This window comes from Candidatus Babeliales bacterium (assembly GCA_019749895.1).
In the GTDB taxonomy this organism is placed as follows: domain Bacteria; phylum Babelota; class Babeliae; order Babelales; family RVW-14; genus AaIE-18.
In genome coordinates this window covers 141761-157803 of sequence record JAIEPG010000002.1, presented here as the reverse complement: position 1 = coordinate 157803, position 16043 = coordinate 141761, and the positions used below count along the sequence as shown (strand labels likewise).

The 16043-nt window shown below is 39.7% G+C and carries 17 protein-coding genes and 5 tRNA genes; 5 read left to right on the top strand and 17 right to left on the bottom strand.

Going from position 1 to position 16043, the window contains the following annotated elements; translation table 11 throughout:
• Positions 1-35: 35 nt before the first annotated feature.
• From rplL to K2W90_01690, 14 genes are all read right to left on the bottom strand, one after another.
• Positions 36-404 (bottom strand): 50S ribosomal protein L7/L12, encoded by a 369-nt coding sequence (rplL, locus tag K2W90_01755; GenBank protein MBY0353066.1) that lies wholly within the window; start codon positions 402-404, stop codon positions 36-38.
• A gap of 184 nt (positions 405-588) precedes the next feature.
• Positions 589-1098, bottom strand: a complete 510-nt coding sequence (gene rplJ / locus K2W90_01750; protein ID MBY0353065.1) for a 50S ribosomal protein L10 — start codon at positions 1096-1098, stop codon at positions 589-591.
• Positions 1099-1127: 29 nt separating this feature from the next.
• Positions 1128-1820, bottom strand: a complete 693-nt coding sequence (gene rplA / locus K2W90_01745; protein ID MBY0353064.1) for a 50S ribosomal protein L1 — start codon at positions 1818-1820, stop codon at positions 1128-1130.
• A 57-nt stretch (positions 1821-1877) separates the two neighbouring features.
• A complete protein-coding gene (gene rplK / locus K2W90_01740) occupies positions 1878-2303 on the bottom strand; it encodes a 50S ribosomal protein L11 (GenBank protein ID MBY0353063.1) in 426 nt (141 codons plus the stop codon).
• Between the two features lie 51 nt (positions 2304-2354).
• Positions 2355-2873 carry a transcription termination/antitermination protein NusG gene (gene nusG, locus K2W90_01735; protein MBY0353062.1) on the bottom strand — a complete coding sequence of 173 codons (519 nt, stop codon included), beginning with the start codon at positions 2871-2873 and terminating at the stop codon, positions 2355-2357.
• Positions 2874-2941: 68 nt separating this feature from the next.
• Positions 2942-3124 (bottom strand): preprotein translocase subunit SecE, encoded by a 183-nt coding sequence (gene secE / locus K2W90_01730; GenBank protein MBY0353061.1) that lies wholly within the window; start codon positions 3122-3124, stop codon positions 2942-2944.
• Between the two features lie 37 nt (positions 3125-3161).
• A tRNA-Trp gene (locus K2W90_01725) sits at positions 3162-3237 on the bottom strand.
• Positions 3238-3243: 6 nt separating this feature from the next.
• Positions 3244-3402, bottom strand: a complete 159-nt coding sequence (gene rpmG, locus K2W90_01720; GenBank protein ID MBY0353060.1) for a 50S ribosomal protein L33 — start codon at positions 3400-3402, stop codon at positions 3244-3246.
• A 39-nt stretch (positions 3403-3441) separates the two neighbouring features.
• Positions 3442-3517 (bottom strand) — tRNA-Thr (locus K2W90_01715).
• A gap of 143 nt (positions 3518-3660) precedes the next feature.
• Positions 3661-3736 (bottom strand) — tRNA-Thr (locus K2W90_01710).
• Positions 3737-3748: 12 nt separating this feature from the next.
• Positions 3749-3825, bottom strand: a tRNA-Gly gene (locus tag K2W90_01705).
• A 24-nt stretch (positions 3826-3849) separates the two neighbouring features.
• Positions 3850-3934 (bottom strand) — tRNA-Tyr (locus K2W90_01700).
• A gap of 105 nt (positions 3935-4039) precedes the next feature.
• Positions 4040-4477, bottom strand: a complete 438-nt coding sequence (gene tsaE, locus K2W90_01695; protein ID MBY0353059.1) for a tRNA (adenosine(37)-N6)-threonylcarbamoyltransferase complex ATPase subunit type 1 TsaE — start codon at positions 4475-4477, stop codon at positions 4040-4042.
• 25 nt (positions 4478-4502) lie between these two features.
• A complete protein-coding gene (locus K2W90_01690) occupies positions 4503-5150 on the bottom strand; it encodes an NYN domain-containing protein (protein ID MBY0353058.1) in 648 nt (215 codons plus the stop codon).
• Between the two features lie 129 nt (positions 5151-5279).
• On the opposite strand from K2W90_01690, the gene K2W90_01685 reads away from it, so the two are divergent.
• On the top strand, positions 5280-6185 hold the full coding sequence (locus K2W90_01685; GenBank protein ID MBY0353057.1) for a F0F1 ATP synthase subunit gamma: 906 nt from the start codon (positions 5280-5282) through the stop codon (positions 6183-6185).
• Here K2W90_01685 and murA read toward each other — a convergent pair.
• Complete coding sequence (gene murA / locus K2W90_01680) at positions 6142-7503, bottom strand: UDP-N-acetylglucosamine 1-carboxyvinyltransferase (protein MBY0353056.1); 1362 nt, start codon at positions 7501-7503, stop codon at positions 6142-6144. The genes K2W90_01685 and murA overlap by 44 nt on opposite strands.
• A 98-nt stretch (positions 7504-7601) precedes the next feature.
• Between murA and kdsB the strand changes: the two genes are divergently transcribed.
• The 4 genes from kdsB (at position 7602) to radA (ending at position 12566) form a co-directional block, all read left to right on the top strand.
• Entirely contained in the window at positions 7602-8354 is a 753-nt protein-coding gene (gene kdsB, locus K2W90_01675; protein MBY0353055.1) for a 3-deoxy-manno-octulosonate cytidylyltransferase, read from the top strand.
• A 211-nt stretch (positions 8355-8565) separates the two neighbouring features.
• Complete coding sequence (locus tag K2W90_01670; protein ID MBY0353054.1) at positions 8566-10428, top strand: hypothetical protein; 1863 nt, start codon at positions 8566-8568, stop codon at positions 10426-10428.
• A gap of 132 nt (positions 10429-10560) precedes the next feature.
• Complete coding sequence (locus K2W90_01665; GenBank protein ID MBY0353053.1) at positions 10561-11187, top strand: thymidine kinase; 627 nt, start codon at positions 10561-10563, stop codon at positions 11185-11187.
• Between the two features lie 8 nt (positions 11188-11195).
• A complete protein-coding gene (gene radA, locus K2W90_01660) occupies positions 11196-12566 on the top strand; it encodes a DNA repair protein RadA (GenBank protein MBY0353052.1) in 1371 nt (456 codons plus the stop codon).
• On the opposite strand, the gene K2W90_01655 is transcribed toward radA, so the two are convergent.
• Both K2W90_01655 and glmS read right to left on the bottom strand, forming a co-directional pair.
• Complete coding sequence (locus tag K2W90_01655; GenBank protein ID MBY0353051.1) at positions 12563-13993, bottom strand: sodium/proline symporter; 1431 nt, start codon at positions 13991-13993, stop codon at positions 12563-12565. The two genes, radA and K2W90_01655, sit on opposite strands and share 4 nt — an antisense overlap.
• 74 nt (positions 13994-14067) lie before the next feature.
• Positions 14068-15957: a glutamine--fructose-6-phosphate transaminase (isomerizing) gene (glmS, locus tag K2W90_01650; GenBank protein ID MBY0353050.1), complete on the bottom strand. Its 1890-nt coding sequence runs from the start codon at positions 15955-15957 to the stop codon at positions 14068-14070.
• Between the last annotated feature and the right edge of the window lie 86 nt (positions 15958-16043).

The following is a 16043-nucleotide window of genomic DNA, read 5'->3' as shown; positions in this document are numbered from 1 at the left end:
ACTAAAATAAAAAATAAAAAAGTAACAAAGAAGAATTAAGAGAGCTCAACCTTTGCGCCGGCTTCTTCAAGAGCTTTCTTTATTTTTTCTGCTTCTTCTTTAGGAGCAGCTTCTGAAACAGTAAATGGTACTTCATCAACTGCTTTTTTAGCATCACCAAGGGAAAGCGTAGTTACTGTGCGAAGAGCTTTAATAACTTTAATCTTTTCGCTACCACCATCTTTGAGGATTACTTTAAATTCAGTTTTAGCTTCTGCTGCTGGAGCTGCGCCACCTGCTGCTGGAGCTGCTGCTACCGCTTGAGCTGCTGCTGAAACACCAAAAAACTCTTCAATTTCTTTAACAAGTTCAGCAAGTTCCATTACGGACATTTTGCTTATTTCTTCAACCAATCTTGACGCCATGAGACAACTCCCTAACAACTAACGAATTACCATTAATAAAAACTTATTCAACAATCAAAATCTACTCAAAAATCTGCTTTTTTGATCATTTTAAATTTGCCATTATTGTCTGAATAGTAACGATCATGTTACCACACAGATTGACAATATACAAGACATTTGCCCATATTTAAAGGCTTTTTCTTTATATATTTTCTTTTCGGCTTTCAACAATCAATTGCAATGCTCGTGCAAATCGCGCAATTGGCTCTTTTAATGTACCGGCAACAATAGCCAACAATACATCTCGAGAAGGCAATGAAGCTAATGTCTTGAGCTCATTGATTGAAACAAGACGAGCCTCATAAAGGCCTGCGATCATCCCAAAAGATTCGTTATTTTTTGAGAAATCAACAAGTCTTTTTGCCAATGCCGAAATATTGTCTTCTTTGCTAAAAACAAGGCCTACTTGATCATGAAAATGTTCTTGGAACTCAGTAAGCCCTTGAATGTTTGCAGTAACTTGTTGTGCAGCAATCTTCATAAGACGTGCTTTGGTAACTTTTAGACTGCCACCATCTTCACGCAGATCTTTTCTGAGTGACTGCATGCGGTCAACACTGAGACCTTTATATTTAACAAGAATAGTGCTTTGTGATTCTGAAAGCATCTTTGCAAAATCAGAAATTACACTTTCTTTTTGTTGACGGTTCATTGTTCGATTCCTTTTGCTTGTATGCCTATTTAGCCAATTTCGTCAGGATTAATTATTACGCCAACGCCCATCGTAGATGAGATGGTAATTTTTCTTAAGAATTTACCTTTTGATGACGCAGGTTTGCAGGATTGAATAGCTTTAATAAGTGCTGCAAGGTTTTCTATAAGCTTTTCTGAGCCAAAAGAAGCCTTTCCAAACGGTGCATGCAATACGCCACCCTTATCATTACGGAAAGATAAACGTCCTTTTTTCAGATCAGAAACAATGTCTGCAACATCAAAAGTAACGGTGCCAATTTTTTTATTTGGCAACAAACCTCGAGGTCCCAAAACTTTTGCTACTTTACCTACAAGGCCCATTAAATCAGGTGTTGCAACAGCTGCATCAAAGTCCATCCATCCACCTTCAATTTTCTCTACAAGATCATCAGCACCAACAAAATCAGCGCCGGCTTTTCTTGCATCTTCTTCGTATTGTCCTTTAGCAAAAACAAGAACGCGAACTTTCTTGCCAAGGCCATGAGGCAAAAGAACTGAACCACGAACGGTTTGATCACCCTTTGATGCATCAATGCCCAGTGTAATGTCTGCATCAACTGATTCATCAAATTTGGTGTATGTATTTTTGGTAACAAAATCAAGCGCTGATTTCCAATTAGTTATTTCGGTTTTTGCCAGCAGCTCTTGTACCTTTTTATGATTTTTACTAACGTTACCCATGTATCGATCCTACTACAATAATTAATTTTAAGATGAACCAGTTATAACGACGTTATATTACTCAATAACCTTAAGGCCCATGCTGCGAGCGCTGCCAGCAATGGTCTTTTTTGCTGCTTCAAGGTCTGCAGCATTTAAGTTGACCATTTTCATTTTAGCAATTTCTTCAATGTCTTTCATCTGAATTGTTCCAGCGGAATCCTTACCAGGATTACTGGAGCCTTTTTTGATGTTTGCTTTTTTTCTGAGCAACTCTGACACTGGTGCAGTTTTGGTAACAAAATCAAAAGTTTTATCAACGTAAACAGTAACAACGAGAGGCACTGTTTCGCCCTTTTGATTTGCAGTAGCGGCGTTAAACTTCTTACAAAAGTCCATAAGATTAACACCATGTTGACCAAGCATCGAACCTACTGGTGGAGCAGGAGTCGCGGCGCCTCCTTGAAGACGTATTCTAACATTAGCTTTTATTTTTTTTGACATGCTTTTACCTAACAATCTACCTTCTGTTATTGCTCTTTAGCGATCCCATTGCTATTTCTTTACTTGATCAAATCCCAATTCTACTGGAGTTAATCTACCAAAAATGCTTACCATAACGGTAAGTCGTTCTTTTTCATCGTCTGTTTTGTCAATAATGCCCACAAACCCTGAAAAAGGTCCGCTACAAATATTAACTTCGCTGCCAACAACAAAGGCTTCTTTCTCTGTCGCAATAGCCAGCTCTCCAGACATTTGAGAGAAAATGCGCCCAACTTCTTTATCAGAAAGAGGAGCAGGACTTTCTCCACCTAAAAATCTTGTAACGCGAGGGTTTGATGCAACAAGTCTGAATGTTTCGCCAGTCATATCCATGTTGATAAGTAAATACCCAGGAAAAATTTTTTCCTTCTTGGATTTTTCCTCAGCAAAGAAACTTGCCACCTCGCCCGTTGGAACCAGAATTTCACCGAATAATTCAGTCAGATTCTCTTCCTGGACGCGTTTTTCTAAATCGGTTTTTACAATATCTTCGTATCCGGTATAAACCTGGACGACATACCAACGTTTCATAGCCTAAATCTAGCCCCACGTAGTTATAGAGTTTACTTTAAAAAAGCATTAATTTGAAGCCCAAAAGGCTACATAATAAATTTTTTTATAACAAAGCTAAAGAAAAAGTCCATGGAGCCAAGTATTGTGGAAAGGACTAACACAAGGATACAAACAATAATAGTTGCTCCCACAAGCTCATCTCGACTTGGCCAAGAGATCTTTCTTAGCTCATTTTTTACTTCGTTAACAAACAAGAGAATCTTATTCATTTTCGCACTCTTTACCTTTTTCTTCACCCTGTAAGATTGGCAGGTCAGGAGGGATTCGAACCCCCAACACGCGGATTTGGAGTCCGCTGCTCTACCATTGGAGCTACTGACCTACAGATCTACTTAGTTTCTTTATGTGTTGAATGCTTTTTGCATGTTGAACAATACTTGTTCAATGCCAACTTGCCGAAAGCTCGCTTCTTAGAAACTTTTTTACTATAATTTCTAAGGTTACAATCTTTGCATTCAAGATGCATTATTATTCTATTTTTAGCCATAGTCGAACTTTCATCAAAACTAGCGTGAGGTTTGTGAACTGGAGCCCGCGACCGGGATTGAACCGGTGACCTCTCCCTTACCAAGGAAGTGCTCTACCAACTGAGCTACGTGGGCGTTTGTCTCTCGTATTACTTTAATCGATCTTTATTTCAGTGGGCTGTGTATGTTAATTCAGCTTATTGTTAGCTTACCTTAACTTTCGTTTTTTCACAAATTTTACAAATTGCATCACATAATGGGCAAAATGTTATAAAAAATGGAGCTGGCAACTGGACTTGAACCAGTGACCTGCTGATTACAAATCAGCTGCTCTACCAACTGAGCTATGCCAGCAAAATTCTCTTCTGGAGCGGGAAACGGGGCTCGAACCCGCAACCTACAGCTTGGAAGGCTGTCGCTCTAGCCAATTGAGCTATTCCCGCGCATTATCCGCGCTCTAATTATTATGGTGGGGAGAACAGGATTCGAACCTGTGAAGGCGTCGCCAACGGATTTACAGTCCGTCCCCTTTGACCGCTCGGGAACCTCCCCTTGTATTCATTTCAATAAAGCCCTATCCCGTAGTTTACACGTGATAGTGAGAATTATCATAGTTATTTTACTAAAGATTTCAACTTTTTTCGAAAAAAATTTTAATTATTTTAAGACGCAACGTCTCTTTTCTATGCTTTCTGGGTCATAAGACAGTGTTATGTGACAGACTTTTTTTTGTTCAATAAGTTGATCTAGTAGTGGTTTTATGACTTCTGGCCATTCAATAAAACACAAGGAATTTGGCGTGTTAAGATATTCATCAAATCCTGCGTCTATAAACTCTTCAAGCGAGCCTATTCTGTACAAATCGAAATGATGAAACGTTGTTTCTTCGGCATTTCTGTAGCTGTTAACGTAGCCAAATGTTGGACTTGTGACGGTGTCTGTTACGCCACATTGACGCAAAATTTCTTTAACCAGAGTTGTTTTCCCAGCTCCTAATGGTCCTGTTAAGGTAAAAACAGTACATTTTTGCGTGAGCGGTACCAGTATTGTTTGAACAAAATGAATGATTTGGTCGGCGCTAAATTCGTAAAACATAGGGATTTTTAGTAAATATCGATGATTAATGAAGCTTTTTTATTTTATGATAAATGTTTTTTTCTTGTTTTGAAAGCTTTTTTGAAGGGCTTGAGCGATCTTTTCTATTTGTCACAATTGAGCTTTTCCCTGTCTCTTTGGGGTTTGTGTCCATGCTGGCTGCTTCCATCAGTGCATCGAGCGATTTTTGGTCGATGGTGGCTGAAAAGTCTTCTAGGTCTTCCAGTGGTTCATATTTTTGGATTATTGACGTTGAGGGTGAAGGGTTTTGGAAAGAGGTTGTGTCGAGTAAGATATCTTGAACAATGGTATAGAACTCAAAAACGTCGATAGAGTGGGCTTGGTATTTTTCGCAGGCTTGAATAAGTTTTCTATCTAGACTTACTAGGAGTATCTCTTCTCCTTTTTTCTTTTCGGTGTATTCAATAATCCAGTCGTCGGCCGATGATTTTTGGCCAGAAAAAATAATGACAATACCATTTCTTACTTCCCGCGAGGCGTGACCAAAGGTGCCACCGTCAAAAACGACTACTATTTCTTTGGCGCCCTCTTTTTTTTTTGCCTTATACAAGCCCAATTGTTTTATTAATTGCTGCCGTTGTTTGTCTAGCAGTCCCTTTGCTTTTGGGAAAATGTGTCGTAAGAGGTTGTAGCCATCTATAACAATGATCACGTTTTTGCTCCAGTAGTCCACAATGCTTTCTATTATTGTTCTTATTTTTAATTATAGGTTAATTTGTTGTAAAACCACAATTTTTTGTTTAGCTTAGGGGGTACTTGTCAGGTAAACGAGGGTTTTTTCATGAGTGAATTAGTAAGACTTAAGCAACAAATAAAATCGATTCAGACGACACGCAAAATTACGCATGCCGTTCGACTTGTCTCTATGTCTTTGTATGCGCGGTTTGAGAAGCAAAATACTGGGCTTGGCTATTATATGGACAGTATTAAGCGGAGCTTGCTTGATCTTGCAGTAGGTCGTTTGGGTATTGATTGGAAAAATGATTTGTTGTTTCCTGAAGATATTTTAGATTCAACGCCTTTATACATTATTATTTCCAGTGCTAAGGGTTTGTGTGGCTCTTTTAACTCGTCATTATTTCGCTATATAGAGCGCTCGTTATTTATTGAAGAGCATCAAAGTCCGCGGTTTATTATTGTTGGGCAAAAGGCCATGCGCTTTATTAATGACAAGTCGTGGGGTGATGTAATTTGCCATTATGGTGAACTTAATTCGGGCAATTACATAAGTATTGCTAATGATTTAGTCAATAAAATTGTTACGAGTAAATCAGTTCCATCGTCGATTGTTTTTTTTAATAGTTTTTTAAAATCATTTTTTATTCAAGAGCCGAGAAAGACCGTTTTTACGCCGCTTTCTTTGGAGGAAAATTTTTCAAAAATGACTAGCACTCAAAATAAAAATGATGAGTCTATTGATCAAAAAAAAACGACTATTGATTATGTTTGGGAACAAGAACCACAAGATGTTTTAGATAGTTTGGCGGTTTCTTACATAAAAGTTTTTGTTATGAATATTCTCTTTCAGTCATTGTTAGCCGAGCAGGCCGCGCGGTTTTTGGCTATGGACAGCGCAACAACTAATGCTGATAAATATCTTGAAAAGCTTATTTTGCATTATAACAAGCAACGGCAATCGGCCATTACTCGAGAGGTTTCTGAGTTGTCTGCAGGCATGGGGCCATAGAAACAATTATTTCTTGCTGTTCATGTTCAACAAGTGTAATGTTTGCACCAAGATGCGCCAACTTTTTTTCTAGTTGATCGTATCCGCGTTTCCAATGATAAATTCCCGTCATTTTTGTTTCACCAACAGCTACAAGGCCAGCTAGAGCAAGCGCGCATGAGGCCCTGATATCATTGGCTATAACTTCGCAGCCATAAAACGAATCGACACGTCGAATTGTTGCAACAGAGCCATTAATAGCAATTTCGGCACCCATTTTTTGTAATTCTTTAACGTGAATGAAGCGATTTTCAAAAACCGTTTCTTCAATTGTACTGGTGCCATTTGCCAAACATAATGCGGTCATCATGAGTGGTTGTAAGTCAGTAGGAAACCCTGGGTAGGTACCCGTTTTTATGCTTAAAGCTCTTGGATTTTGACATGCGTACAAGCTAATGCCTTGCAATGGGTAGTCGTCGGTTGGATTAGTGCCTGTTTTTACGGTGTGCCCCATTTCTTTTAATTTTTCCAAGAACATGTCTAAGTGGTCTGCTCGTGCGTTAGGTAATTTTATAGAGCCCTTGGTAATTGCGGCAGCCAGCAAGAGAGAGCCTGTTTCTATGCGGTCTGGAATGATGGCATGTGTTATGGGGTTGAGTGTGGCAACGCCAATAATCTTTATCATGAGCCCTGGATAGCAGGTAATGTTTGCTCCCATTTTTTTAAGTACATCAATTAAGTCGAGCACTTCAGGCTCAATAGCGGCGTTAATAATAACCGTTTCACCAGCTCGAGCGGCAGCAAACATGATAAGATTTTCGGTTGCGCCAACACTTGGGTATTCTAAAACAATTCTGACAGGTTGGTCTGACTGTTCTGTTTGCAGGCAGGCTTCAATGAACGGGCGTTTTTCGGTGATTTGTACACCAAGTTTTTTAAAGCCTTGTAGATGGTAGTTGATTGGTCGTGCGCCAATTAGGTCGCCGCCGGGTAGCGCAACGTGTGCTTTGCCAAAACGGCCCAAAAGTGGACCCATAAATAAAATAGACGCGCGCATTTTGTTCATGATTTCAGGTTCAATCGCGTAGCTATTAATGGAGTTAGTGTCAACGCGTAGAATTTTGTCTTCGGTATCAAATTCGACTAACGCACCTAATTTTTGTAGGACATGAAGAAGGATTAACACGTCGGCTGAGTTTGGCACGTGATGCAGGGTAGATTTGCCGCGCGTTAAGATGAGCGAAATAATGATCACAAGGACGGCATTTTTAGCGCCCGAAACATTGACAGTGCCTTGTAAATTTGATGATTGTTGGAGAATAAGGTATTCTTTGTTCATAGTTATTTTTTTAAGAAGATTTTAGAATAGTACGTTATTCAAATAGTAACGCGTCATAATATCACCAAAAAAAAGCTAAGAGAAGAAAAAGGACAAAAATGATCGGCAATAAAACTGTTGCATGTGTAATTCCTGCTCGCCTGGCTTCAACTCGTTTTCCTAACAAGGTTATAGCACCTTTACTTGGTAAGCCGTTATTGCAGTGGGTGTGGGAGGCGACTCAGCAAGTAAAGCTTTTCGATCATGTTGTTTTTGCCATAGATTCAATGGTTACCGCCGCGTATGTTGAGGCAATTGGAGCTCCCTACATTATGACTTCAGTTGAATGCCCAACTGGTACCGATCGTTTGATTGAAGTTGTCCAACAAGGTACTATAAAAGCAGATATTTGGGTTTTATGGCAATGTGACGAGCCCTTTATAACTTCCATGATGATTGATGCGCTTTTGCAAAGTTGTTTGCACGATGGTGCTGATATGTGGACGCTTAAAAAGCGCATTTTTGAAGATAGTGTTATTTTTTCTCCAAACGTTGTTAAAGTGGTTAGTGATATTACTGGCAAAGCGCTTTATTTTTCGCGAAGCCCAATCCCTTTTTATCGTGAAAAAAATCTTGAGCAATTTTATTACCAACACATTGGTATTTATGCTTATACGCCAGCAGCGCTTGAGCGTATTGCTTGTTTTAAACAGACGCCGCTGGAGTTGGCAGAAAGTATAGAAGTTTTGCGTTCGCTGCAACATGGTCTTAAGATTGGCATTCATGAGACGGTTCATGATGCAGCCGAGGTAAATACCTACGAAGATATGCTTTTGGCTGAGCAATATGCTCAGACTGCAAACTTAAGATAAAAGCAAATACCTTGCTGTGTAAGTTACAATTTGAATAATTAGTAAGATTCTTCCCTTCTTGGCTATTGTTTTATTATAGTAAATGTGTGCCTCATTGACATAAATGAAAGGCGGGCTAATATAGTGAGCCGCTCATTTGCATCAAGGCAGGACATTGATAATGAACTTTTGATAGATCACTACTGATCTTTTGTAAGCGGAAGGAACACAGATGAATACTAAAAATAGAACAAGCAATGTTTGTTTGTTTTTGTTAGTTGGATTGATTACTACAATTTTTACGCCATTTGGGTTTGCCGAATATCGCGTTTCTTCAGAAATGATTCTTGATTTTAAAGAAAAACATCATCAAGCTCAAGCATCCTTTGAAGATGTTTATTATGAATTGGTAAAAAAAGGTCACTTTGGCAATTATTATAATAATAATCTTATTATTGATCCAATCATAGATGATCATTTTACTGAAAATGGTGCTACATTGCTCTGTTTGGTTGAATGGCTCCAACAACAAAGTGATTTTGATAGCGCATTTTTACTCAAGCGCATGAGCAAGTTTTTTTGCTTACAATTTCATAAACTACTCTGCAAAATGGAAACACCTAAAAAGTACCAAGGTTCTTTATGGGATGGTTTTTCGCGTCTTCATAGCCATGAAGTTGCTTTTGATGATCAAGTAATTAAGCCGTTTCGGGCTACTTTAACTAAAGCTATTATTTTTATTTTTATTATTTCATATAGCGAGTTGAGATACGACCAAAAGAAAGAGGCGTTAGTATATTATCTTGAAAAAATTAAGAAAGAATTGCGCGATATTAACAATGTTTTGCAGACTAATGGGCTTGACGACAGAGTTATTGCTGATTTTATTTCTGGTGTGCAAGTGTATGCATTACAAGAGCCGTTGGTTGAGGCACGCAATATAACAAAGTGGCTACTTATTGGTTCTGTGGTAGTGGTAGTTGCTAGTGTTATTGGCTATTACGTTAATAAAGTTGGTGTTAAAGCAATTAAGGGTCACATTAATGATGTGTGGAAGACAGCTGTTGAGTCAGTAAGTGATGTTATTACAGAGCGCTTTATGAGCAACAAAAAAGTTGAAGAAGCTGCAAAAAAAATGTCTGATAAGGTTGATGAGGTTATTGATAGAGCAATTAATGATATTGGTGTTCTTGTTAATGGGGCTCAAGTAGAAGAAGCCGAGCCAATTTCGCAAACGGGTAGAGATTCTTTGTTGTCATCCCCAGCTCCTGTCGAAAATAAATCAAATGAGCCTGTGGTGCCATCAACGACAGAGCAACCAAAAAGTAGGCCTTCTGATACTGGAAACAAGCAAACTGTTGTTGCCAAGCCAAAAGCTAAGCCTGGCTCGGCGCGTCAAGGTTTAGCAAGTAGCTTAATCGATCAGCTTGATGAAAAAGTCGGGCTTAATGAGAAGGTAACCAAGTTGAAAAATCTTGCGGATAGAGTTGAAACTTTTGAGGAATATAAACGCAGAGCTGATCAAGGTTCGTCATTAAACCCACTTAATTGGCCACAAAAGCTTATAGCTCGGGCGCTACCTGTGGTGAAGAAAGGGGTAATTCCAGCGCAAACAACACCGTTGGTACCAGTACCAACACAGTCGACGCGTGAGACGCCACCGTCTACGCAGACAGCGCAGGTAGTTACCGTGACGCAACCACCTACTGAGGTCGTGGTTACTCAGCAATCGTCAAGTTCTCAACGTGTGAACAGTGGTCAAACAACAACTGCACCGTTATTGCCCCAATATGGCAGTAATTCAAGTGCCAATTCATCGCCTAGTTCCCAAAATTTAACAGATCAAAGGGTAGCGGTTGCCACATCGTCTTCAGTCAACTCGTCCTTGTCATCATCTCGCCCTTCTCTGGTGAGGGAGATTTCTCAGCAACAAATATCGTCGGAAAATCTGACAACTAAAGCTACTGCACCAGCACAAAAATCATCATGGTTTAGGAACATGGTTGGGACAGCTTGGCACAAAACCTTAAATGGTATGGAATGGGCTTTGAAGAAGATGGCGCCATTGCCAACAGATACTGAAACAAAATGCTAGAGAAGTTTTTATACCTGGTTGGACGTTTGTAGATAATGTCCAACCAGTTTCTTTTTGTTGATCCTAAAGCTTGCTATACTCTGGTTGTGAATGAAAAAAACTTAAATTTTGTAACGAATGGAGAACCGGCGTATGTTGCATAACAATAATAAAAAAGGCAGATTGGAAGTTGTTTGTGGCTCAATGTTTTCAGGAAAAACTGAAGAACTCATGCGCCGCTTAAAGCGTGCAGAATTTGCCAAGCAGTCGGTTTTGGTGATTAAACATTCAATAGATACGCGCAAAAATGAATCATGTATTGTTTCTCATGACGGCCGCGAGCGCCTTGCTTTTCCCATTGACTCTGGTGTTGAAAAGATTTTGGATTTGGCTAGTGATGCTGTTGATGTTGTTGGTTTTGATGAGATTCAATTTTTCCCCAATGAAGTTATTGATGTTATTTGTAAGCTTATTGATAAAGGTAAGCGTGTAATTGTTGCCGGCCTTGATCTTGACTTTCGTGGTGAACCTTTTGGCATAACGCCCTTGCTCATGGCCGTTGCCGATGAAGTAACCAAGCTCAAAGCGATTTGTGTTAAATGCGGGCGCGATGCTTATCATACGCAGCGAATAGTTAATGGTAAGTCTGCGCGGTATGAAGATCCAATTATTTTGGTTGGTGCAGAAGAATGCTATGAAGCCCGGTGCAGAAATTGTTTTGAAATTGATAAGTTCCCTGTTTATCGCAAAAAATATTCCGCAACTCAAATAACTAATTAGGAATATTCTTGGCAGTTAAGCAAAAATTAACGTATTCATGTACCAATTGCCATTATGTAAGCGTAAAATGGGTTGGGTGTTGTCCTGGGTGCAGCGAATGGAACAGTTTCATTGAGCGGCAAATTTCGGCTATTTCGAGCGGGTCGTTGGCAAAAGGAGCTCGTGTTGTTGCGGCCAAGCCCACTAGTTTGGTAAATTTGAGCCAAATTGAAGATGAAGCGCAAGAGCGCATGTGTTCTGGTATGCAAGAGTGGGACCGGGTGCTTGGTGGTGGTGTGTTGCCAGGCTCGTTTATTATTTTGACGGGCGACCCAGGCATTGGAAAATCTACGCTCTTAATGCAGGTAGCCAATCGCATTGCGCAGCGCCACAAAGTTATTTATATTTCTTCTGAAGAGGCCTTGCACCAAGTAAAAAATAGAGCCAGTAGACTTGGTGTGGGCACCACAAATTTACTCTTTTCTGATCAGCCAGATTTAGAAAGTATTATTGCTACTGGTTTGGAGCATAAACCAGATTTACTTATTTTAGACTCAATTCAAAACTGTCATCTTTCATTTGATTCTCATGTTATTCCCGGTACTGTTGCCCAGTTGCGTGAGGTTGGTTTTAGGCTTATGAAATTTGCCAAAGAAAACAATGTTGCTGTGTTGGTTACCGGTCATGTGACCAAAGAAGGTCAGATGGCAGGTCCCAAGGTTTTAGAGCATATTGTGGATGCGGTTTTTTACTTGAATGCTGAAGATCGTTGGCAAACGCGCGTTTTACGTTCGGTTAAAAACCGTTTTGGTGCTATTAATGAAGTTGGTTTCTTTCAAATGGAAGAGCATGGCTTGGCAGAAGTTACCAATATCAATCAGCAGCTTATTTCTGAAAGTTCTAGTACCCCTGGTTCAGTTTTAGTATGTAGTGTTGAGGGTTCGCGTCCCTTGGTGCTTGAGTTACAAGCGTTAGTTGTTAGTTCAAAGTTTGGGATGCCGCAGCGTGTGGTAACCGGTCTTGATCAAAAGCGTGTAGTGCTGATTGCTGCTATTCTTGAAAAATATTTGCATATAAAATTTAGCAGCCAAGATATCTTTTTTAAAGTGAGTGGGGGCTTTAAAATTAAAGAAAGCTCCAGCGATCTCGGGATAGCGCTTGCGCTGCTTTCAAGTTATTTTCAAAAACCGCTCCCAGGCCATTCTGTGGCTATTGCAGAGTTAAGTTTGACGGGGCAAGTTAAGCCTGCAAATCAAGTTTCTGCGTGCATAAAAGAGGTTGAAAAATTTGGTTTGGAACATGTTTTTGTGGCTAAAAATCAAAAAGTCACCAGTTCTTGCAATCTGGTGACTTTTAAAAATGTTTACGAATTGTTACAGTTATTTCCGGAAGATTCTTAAGCGTTGTTACCGACTTTTTCAGTCATTCTTGAAACAACATAAATACTTAAAAAGCTCAAAATAAATGCGGGAATAAGAGGTGCGTTAAAGCCTGTTTCTAGGTAACGCCAGCTGCCAGCAACCAACCCGCCAACTAAAATACCGGTAAAAGCACCGTGTTTGGTGATGGTTGATTTCCAATAAAATGAAGCAAGTAGGAGTGGGCCAAACGAACCACCCAAGCCAGACCATGCGTGATACACCAGATCTAAAATTGAATCGTGGTTATTGAATGCAAACAAAAATGCAATAAATGTTATGCCAAGCCCGCCAAGACGAGAAATTTGCATGAGATTGTGTGACGAGACTTTTTGATTGAAAAACTTGCGATAAACATCTTGAGCAATGGTGGAAGCTGCAACAAGAATTTGTGAGTCCATAGTTGTGATTGCTGCTGCCAAAATACCGCACAAAATAAATCCAGATAAGTATGGTGGGAACATTTGTTGCGCCATACCTACAAATACTAGTTCGCTGTCAGCCAAGCCTGTTTGTGCAAAAAATATAATACCAATTAAGCCAATAAGTGTTGCCGAAAAAATGGTAGTTAATATTTGCCACATAATACCAAGGGTGTGTGCTTTTTTAATATTTTTTACGTTATCAATGCCCATAAAATTAACTAAAATATGTGGCATCCCAAAATAACCAAGTCCCCAGCCTACAGCAGGTACAACATTTTTCAAAAAACTGTGCCATGAAAAATCTGGAAATGGTGTGAGTGCAATATTTTTACTGACTAAAGCATTAATAATAGTAGAAGGTCCGCCTAAAAACCAGCAAGCATAAATTGGCACAAAAAGCAAAATGAAGAGTACAAACATACCTTGAATAAAGTCGTTCCAGGCAATTGCAATAAAGCCGCCCAGCAGGGTGTAGGCAACAATGCCCAGGGTGCCAATCGAAATAGCAATGTGGTAATTAACGGCAAACGCTGCTTCTACCGCGCGGCCAAGGCCTACAATACCTGCAGAAATATAAAGTGTGAAAAAAACGAGCGAAATAACAGCGCCGAGCAGTCTGATATGGCCAGCGGGATCGTTAAATCGTTTTTCAAAATAACTGATGAGCGTTGGACTGTTGGTTTTTTCGGTTGCAATACGCAATTGTGGTGCAATATATTTCCACGTAAAATGCATACCTAGTGTAAGGGCAATAGCAATTAAACAACCTGGCATTCCTTCGCGGTAAACTAAGCCTGGGTAGGCCATAAAGAGCCAGGTGCTCATGTCGGTTGCGTGTGTGGCAATGGCGGTTACCCAGTAATTAAGTGACCGGCTGCCAACCATAAAGTCACCGGCATCTTTTTGTCTGTTGTAAAAAAGAATGCCAACGACGAGCAAAATTGCAAAGTACAAAAAAAATGAAATAAAATAAGCAAGATTCATGACAAGTCCTTTAATTTAATGAACAACTGACTGCTCGAGAACAATCGCTTTTGTGCGATTGCTGATAAACCACATTACTCAACAGTAACTGATTTTGCCAGGTTTCTGGGCTTGTCAATGGGTCGGTCAAGAGCTCGTGTAATTTCGTAAACAAAATATTGCATAATGCCAGTCATGGCAAGAGGGGCAAGAAGTGGTTTGACCAGAGGGATAATAAAAGCTGTGTCTGCAAGGTTGATCAGTTCTTTTTGTCCTTCAAATGCAAACACAATCAAGTGGCCGTGGCGCGCTTTAACTTCTTGTGCGTTTGCCAAAATTTTCCAGTAAATTATCTCGTCGAGTACTGAAAAAATAACGACAGGTGTTTGGTCGTCGATTAATGCAATGGGGCCGTGCTTAAGCTCGCCAGCTGGATAGCATTGCGAAAAGATATAAGAAATCTCTTTGAGTTTAAGCGAAGCTTCTAAAGCAAAGGGATAGCTAATATGGCGGCCAAGAAAAATAAAGCGGTTGTACGTGCTATATTTTTGAGCCAATGTTTGGGAGATAGTCAATTTGTAGGTTTCTATAACCGTTTCTAAAATTTCAGCGGTTATGAAGAGATCTTCTTCTGCTTCGTGCATTTCTCCTTGGCTAATTATGCCTCGCTCAAGTGCTATGCGGTTGGCAAGCCAATAAAGTGAGGCGACTTGAGTAGAAAACGCTTTTGTTGAAGCAACTGAAATTTCTGGTCCTGCTTGCATAGGCATAAAGCCATCAGCTTCGCGTACAATGGTACTTGAGGCAACGTTGGTAAGAGCAATAGTTTGTAAACTAGCGGTTGTAATTAAACGTAGCGCTTGCAGTGTGTCTGCAGTTTCTCCAGATTGAGAAATTAATATATAAACACTGTTTGCATCAGGAAAAAATGGCATATGTTGAAATTCTGATGCCAAAGAAACTCGCGTTGGAATTTTACAAATTATTTCAAAAAAGAACTGAGCAATGCGTGCAGCATGCCATGAAGTGCCTGCAGCAATGAGGTTTAAAGATTTTAAGTTTTTAACCTGATCTGCGGTAAGGCCTAGTTGGCGCCAAATGCCTTCGTTATATTCTTCTTTGGAGGAAAAGGAATTGGATTCAGTGTTATTGCCAATAATCTTAAAAAAAGAAATGGTTCTATTAATCGCCCGCTTTTGTTCGTAGATTTCTTTGAGCATGTAATGTTCAAAGCCCTGCTTGTCTGTCGAGCTGAATGTTTGGTCGATTGTTTGCGTTTGGGCTGTAACGGTGTTTCCAGTAAAATCATAGAGCGCAAGAGCGTCTTTTTTTACAAGCGCAAAGCTATTGTCTGGCAAGAAAAGTACCGTTTTTGTTTGATCTGAAAAAGCCATGTAGTCAGAAGCTGCAAACATTTCATCTTGTCCAATGCCAATAACCAATGGTGAGCGTCTTCTGATTAATAAGAGCTGATCTGGATATTCTTCCATCATAATGACAAGCGCAAAAGCTCCATGGAGCTTTTGCGTAAGTTCTAAAACTGCTGGAATAATATTTTTGTGCTTAGTTAAAAGTGAACTGAATAAGTGAGCAATGACTTCGGTATCGGTTGTTGAATAAAACTCGTGGTTTTCTTTAATAAGCTCTTCACGAATTTTTTCGTACCCTTCAACAATACCATTGTGGATAACGGCGACGCTTTTATGACAGTTGAAGTGTGGGTGTGCATTTGCTTTATCAACAACGCCATGCGTTGCCCAGCGCGTGTGCCCCATGCCAATGAAACCATCAAACTTAGTAGTTTTTACTAATTTTTTAAGCAGAGAAATACCGCCGGCTTCTTTTTGATAGCTAAAATGCTTATGTTTGCTATCAATACAAATAATTCCAGCGGAGTCATAGCCTCTGTATTCAAGTCGTGTTAAGCCATCAAGAATAAATTGCCGGCAAGACTTATTGCCGACGTACGAAACTATGCCACACATGATATTTTAGTCAATTGCGTTAATAATAACATTTCTTATTACCTTTTATGATGCTGCACAAAGATAAGGATCCACTAAGTGGTACC

Coding starts and splice junctions, on each gene's coding strand:
- rplL (MBY0353066.1), bottom strand. CDS start 404: ATGGCGTCAAGATTGGTTGAAGAAATAAGCAAAATGTCCGTAATGGAA.
- rplJ (MBY0353065.1), bottom strand. CDS start 1,098: ATGAACCGTCAACAAAAAGAAAGTGTAATTTCTGATTTTGCAAAGATG.
- rplA (MBY0353064.1), bottom strand. CDS start 1,820: ATGGGTAACGTTAGTAAAAATCATAAAAAGGTACAAGAGCTGCTGGCA.
- rplK (MBY0353063.1), bottom strand. CDS start 2,303: ATGTCAAAAAAAATAAAAGCTAATGTTAGAATACGTCTTCAAGGAGGC.
- nusG (MBY0353062.1), bottom strand. CDS start 2,873: ATGAAACGTTGGTATGTCGTCCAGGTTTATACCGGATACGAAGATATT.
- secE (MBY0353061.1), bottom strand. CDS start 3,124: ATGAATAAGATTCTCTTGTTTGTTAACGAAGTAAAAAATGAGCTAAGA.
- rpmG (MBY0353060.1), bottom strand. CDS start 3,402: ATGGCTAAAAATAGAATAATAATGCATCTTGAATGCAAAGATTGTAAC.
- tsaE (MBY0353059.1), bottom strand. CDS start 4,477: ATGTTTTACGAATTTAGCGCCGACCAAATCATTCATTTTGTTCAAACA.
- K2W90_01685 (MBY0353057.1), top strand. CDS start 5,280: ATGAGTGAATTAGTAAGACTTAAGCAACAAATAAAATCGATTCAGACG.
- murA (MBY0353056.1), bottom strand. CDS start 7,503: ATGAACAAAGAATACCTTATTCTCCAACAATCATCAAATTTACAAGGC.
- kdsB (MBY0353055.1), top strand. CDS start 7,602: ATGATCGGCAATAAAACTGTTGCATGTGTAATTCCTGCTCGCCTGGCT.
- K2W90_01670 (MBY0353054.1), top strand. CDS start 8,566: ATGAATACTAAAAATAGAACAAGCAATGTTTGTTTGTTTTTGTTAGTT.
- K2W90_01665 (MBY0353053.1), top strand. CDS start 10,561: ATGTTGCATAACAATAATAAAAAAGGCAGATTGGAAGTTGTTTGTGGC.
- K2W90_01655 (MBY0353051.1), bottom strand. CDS start 13,993: ATGAATCTTGCTTATTTTATTTCATTTTTTTTGTACTTTGCAATTTTG.
- glmS (MBY0353050.1), bottom strand. CDS start 15,957: ATGTGTGGCATAGTTTCGTACGTCGGCAATAAGTCTTGCCGGCAATTT.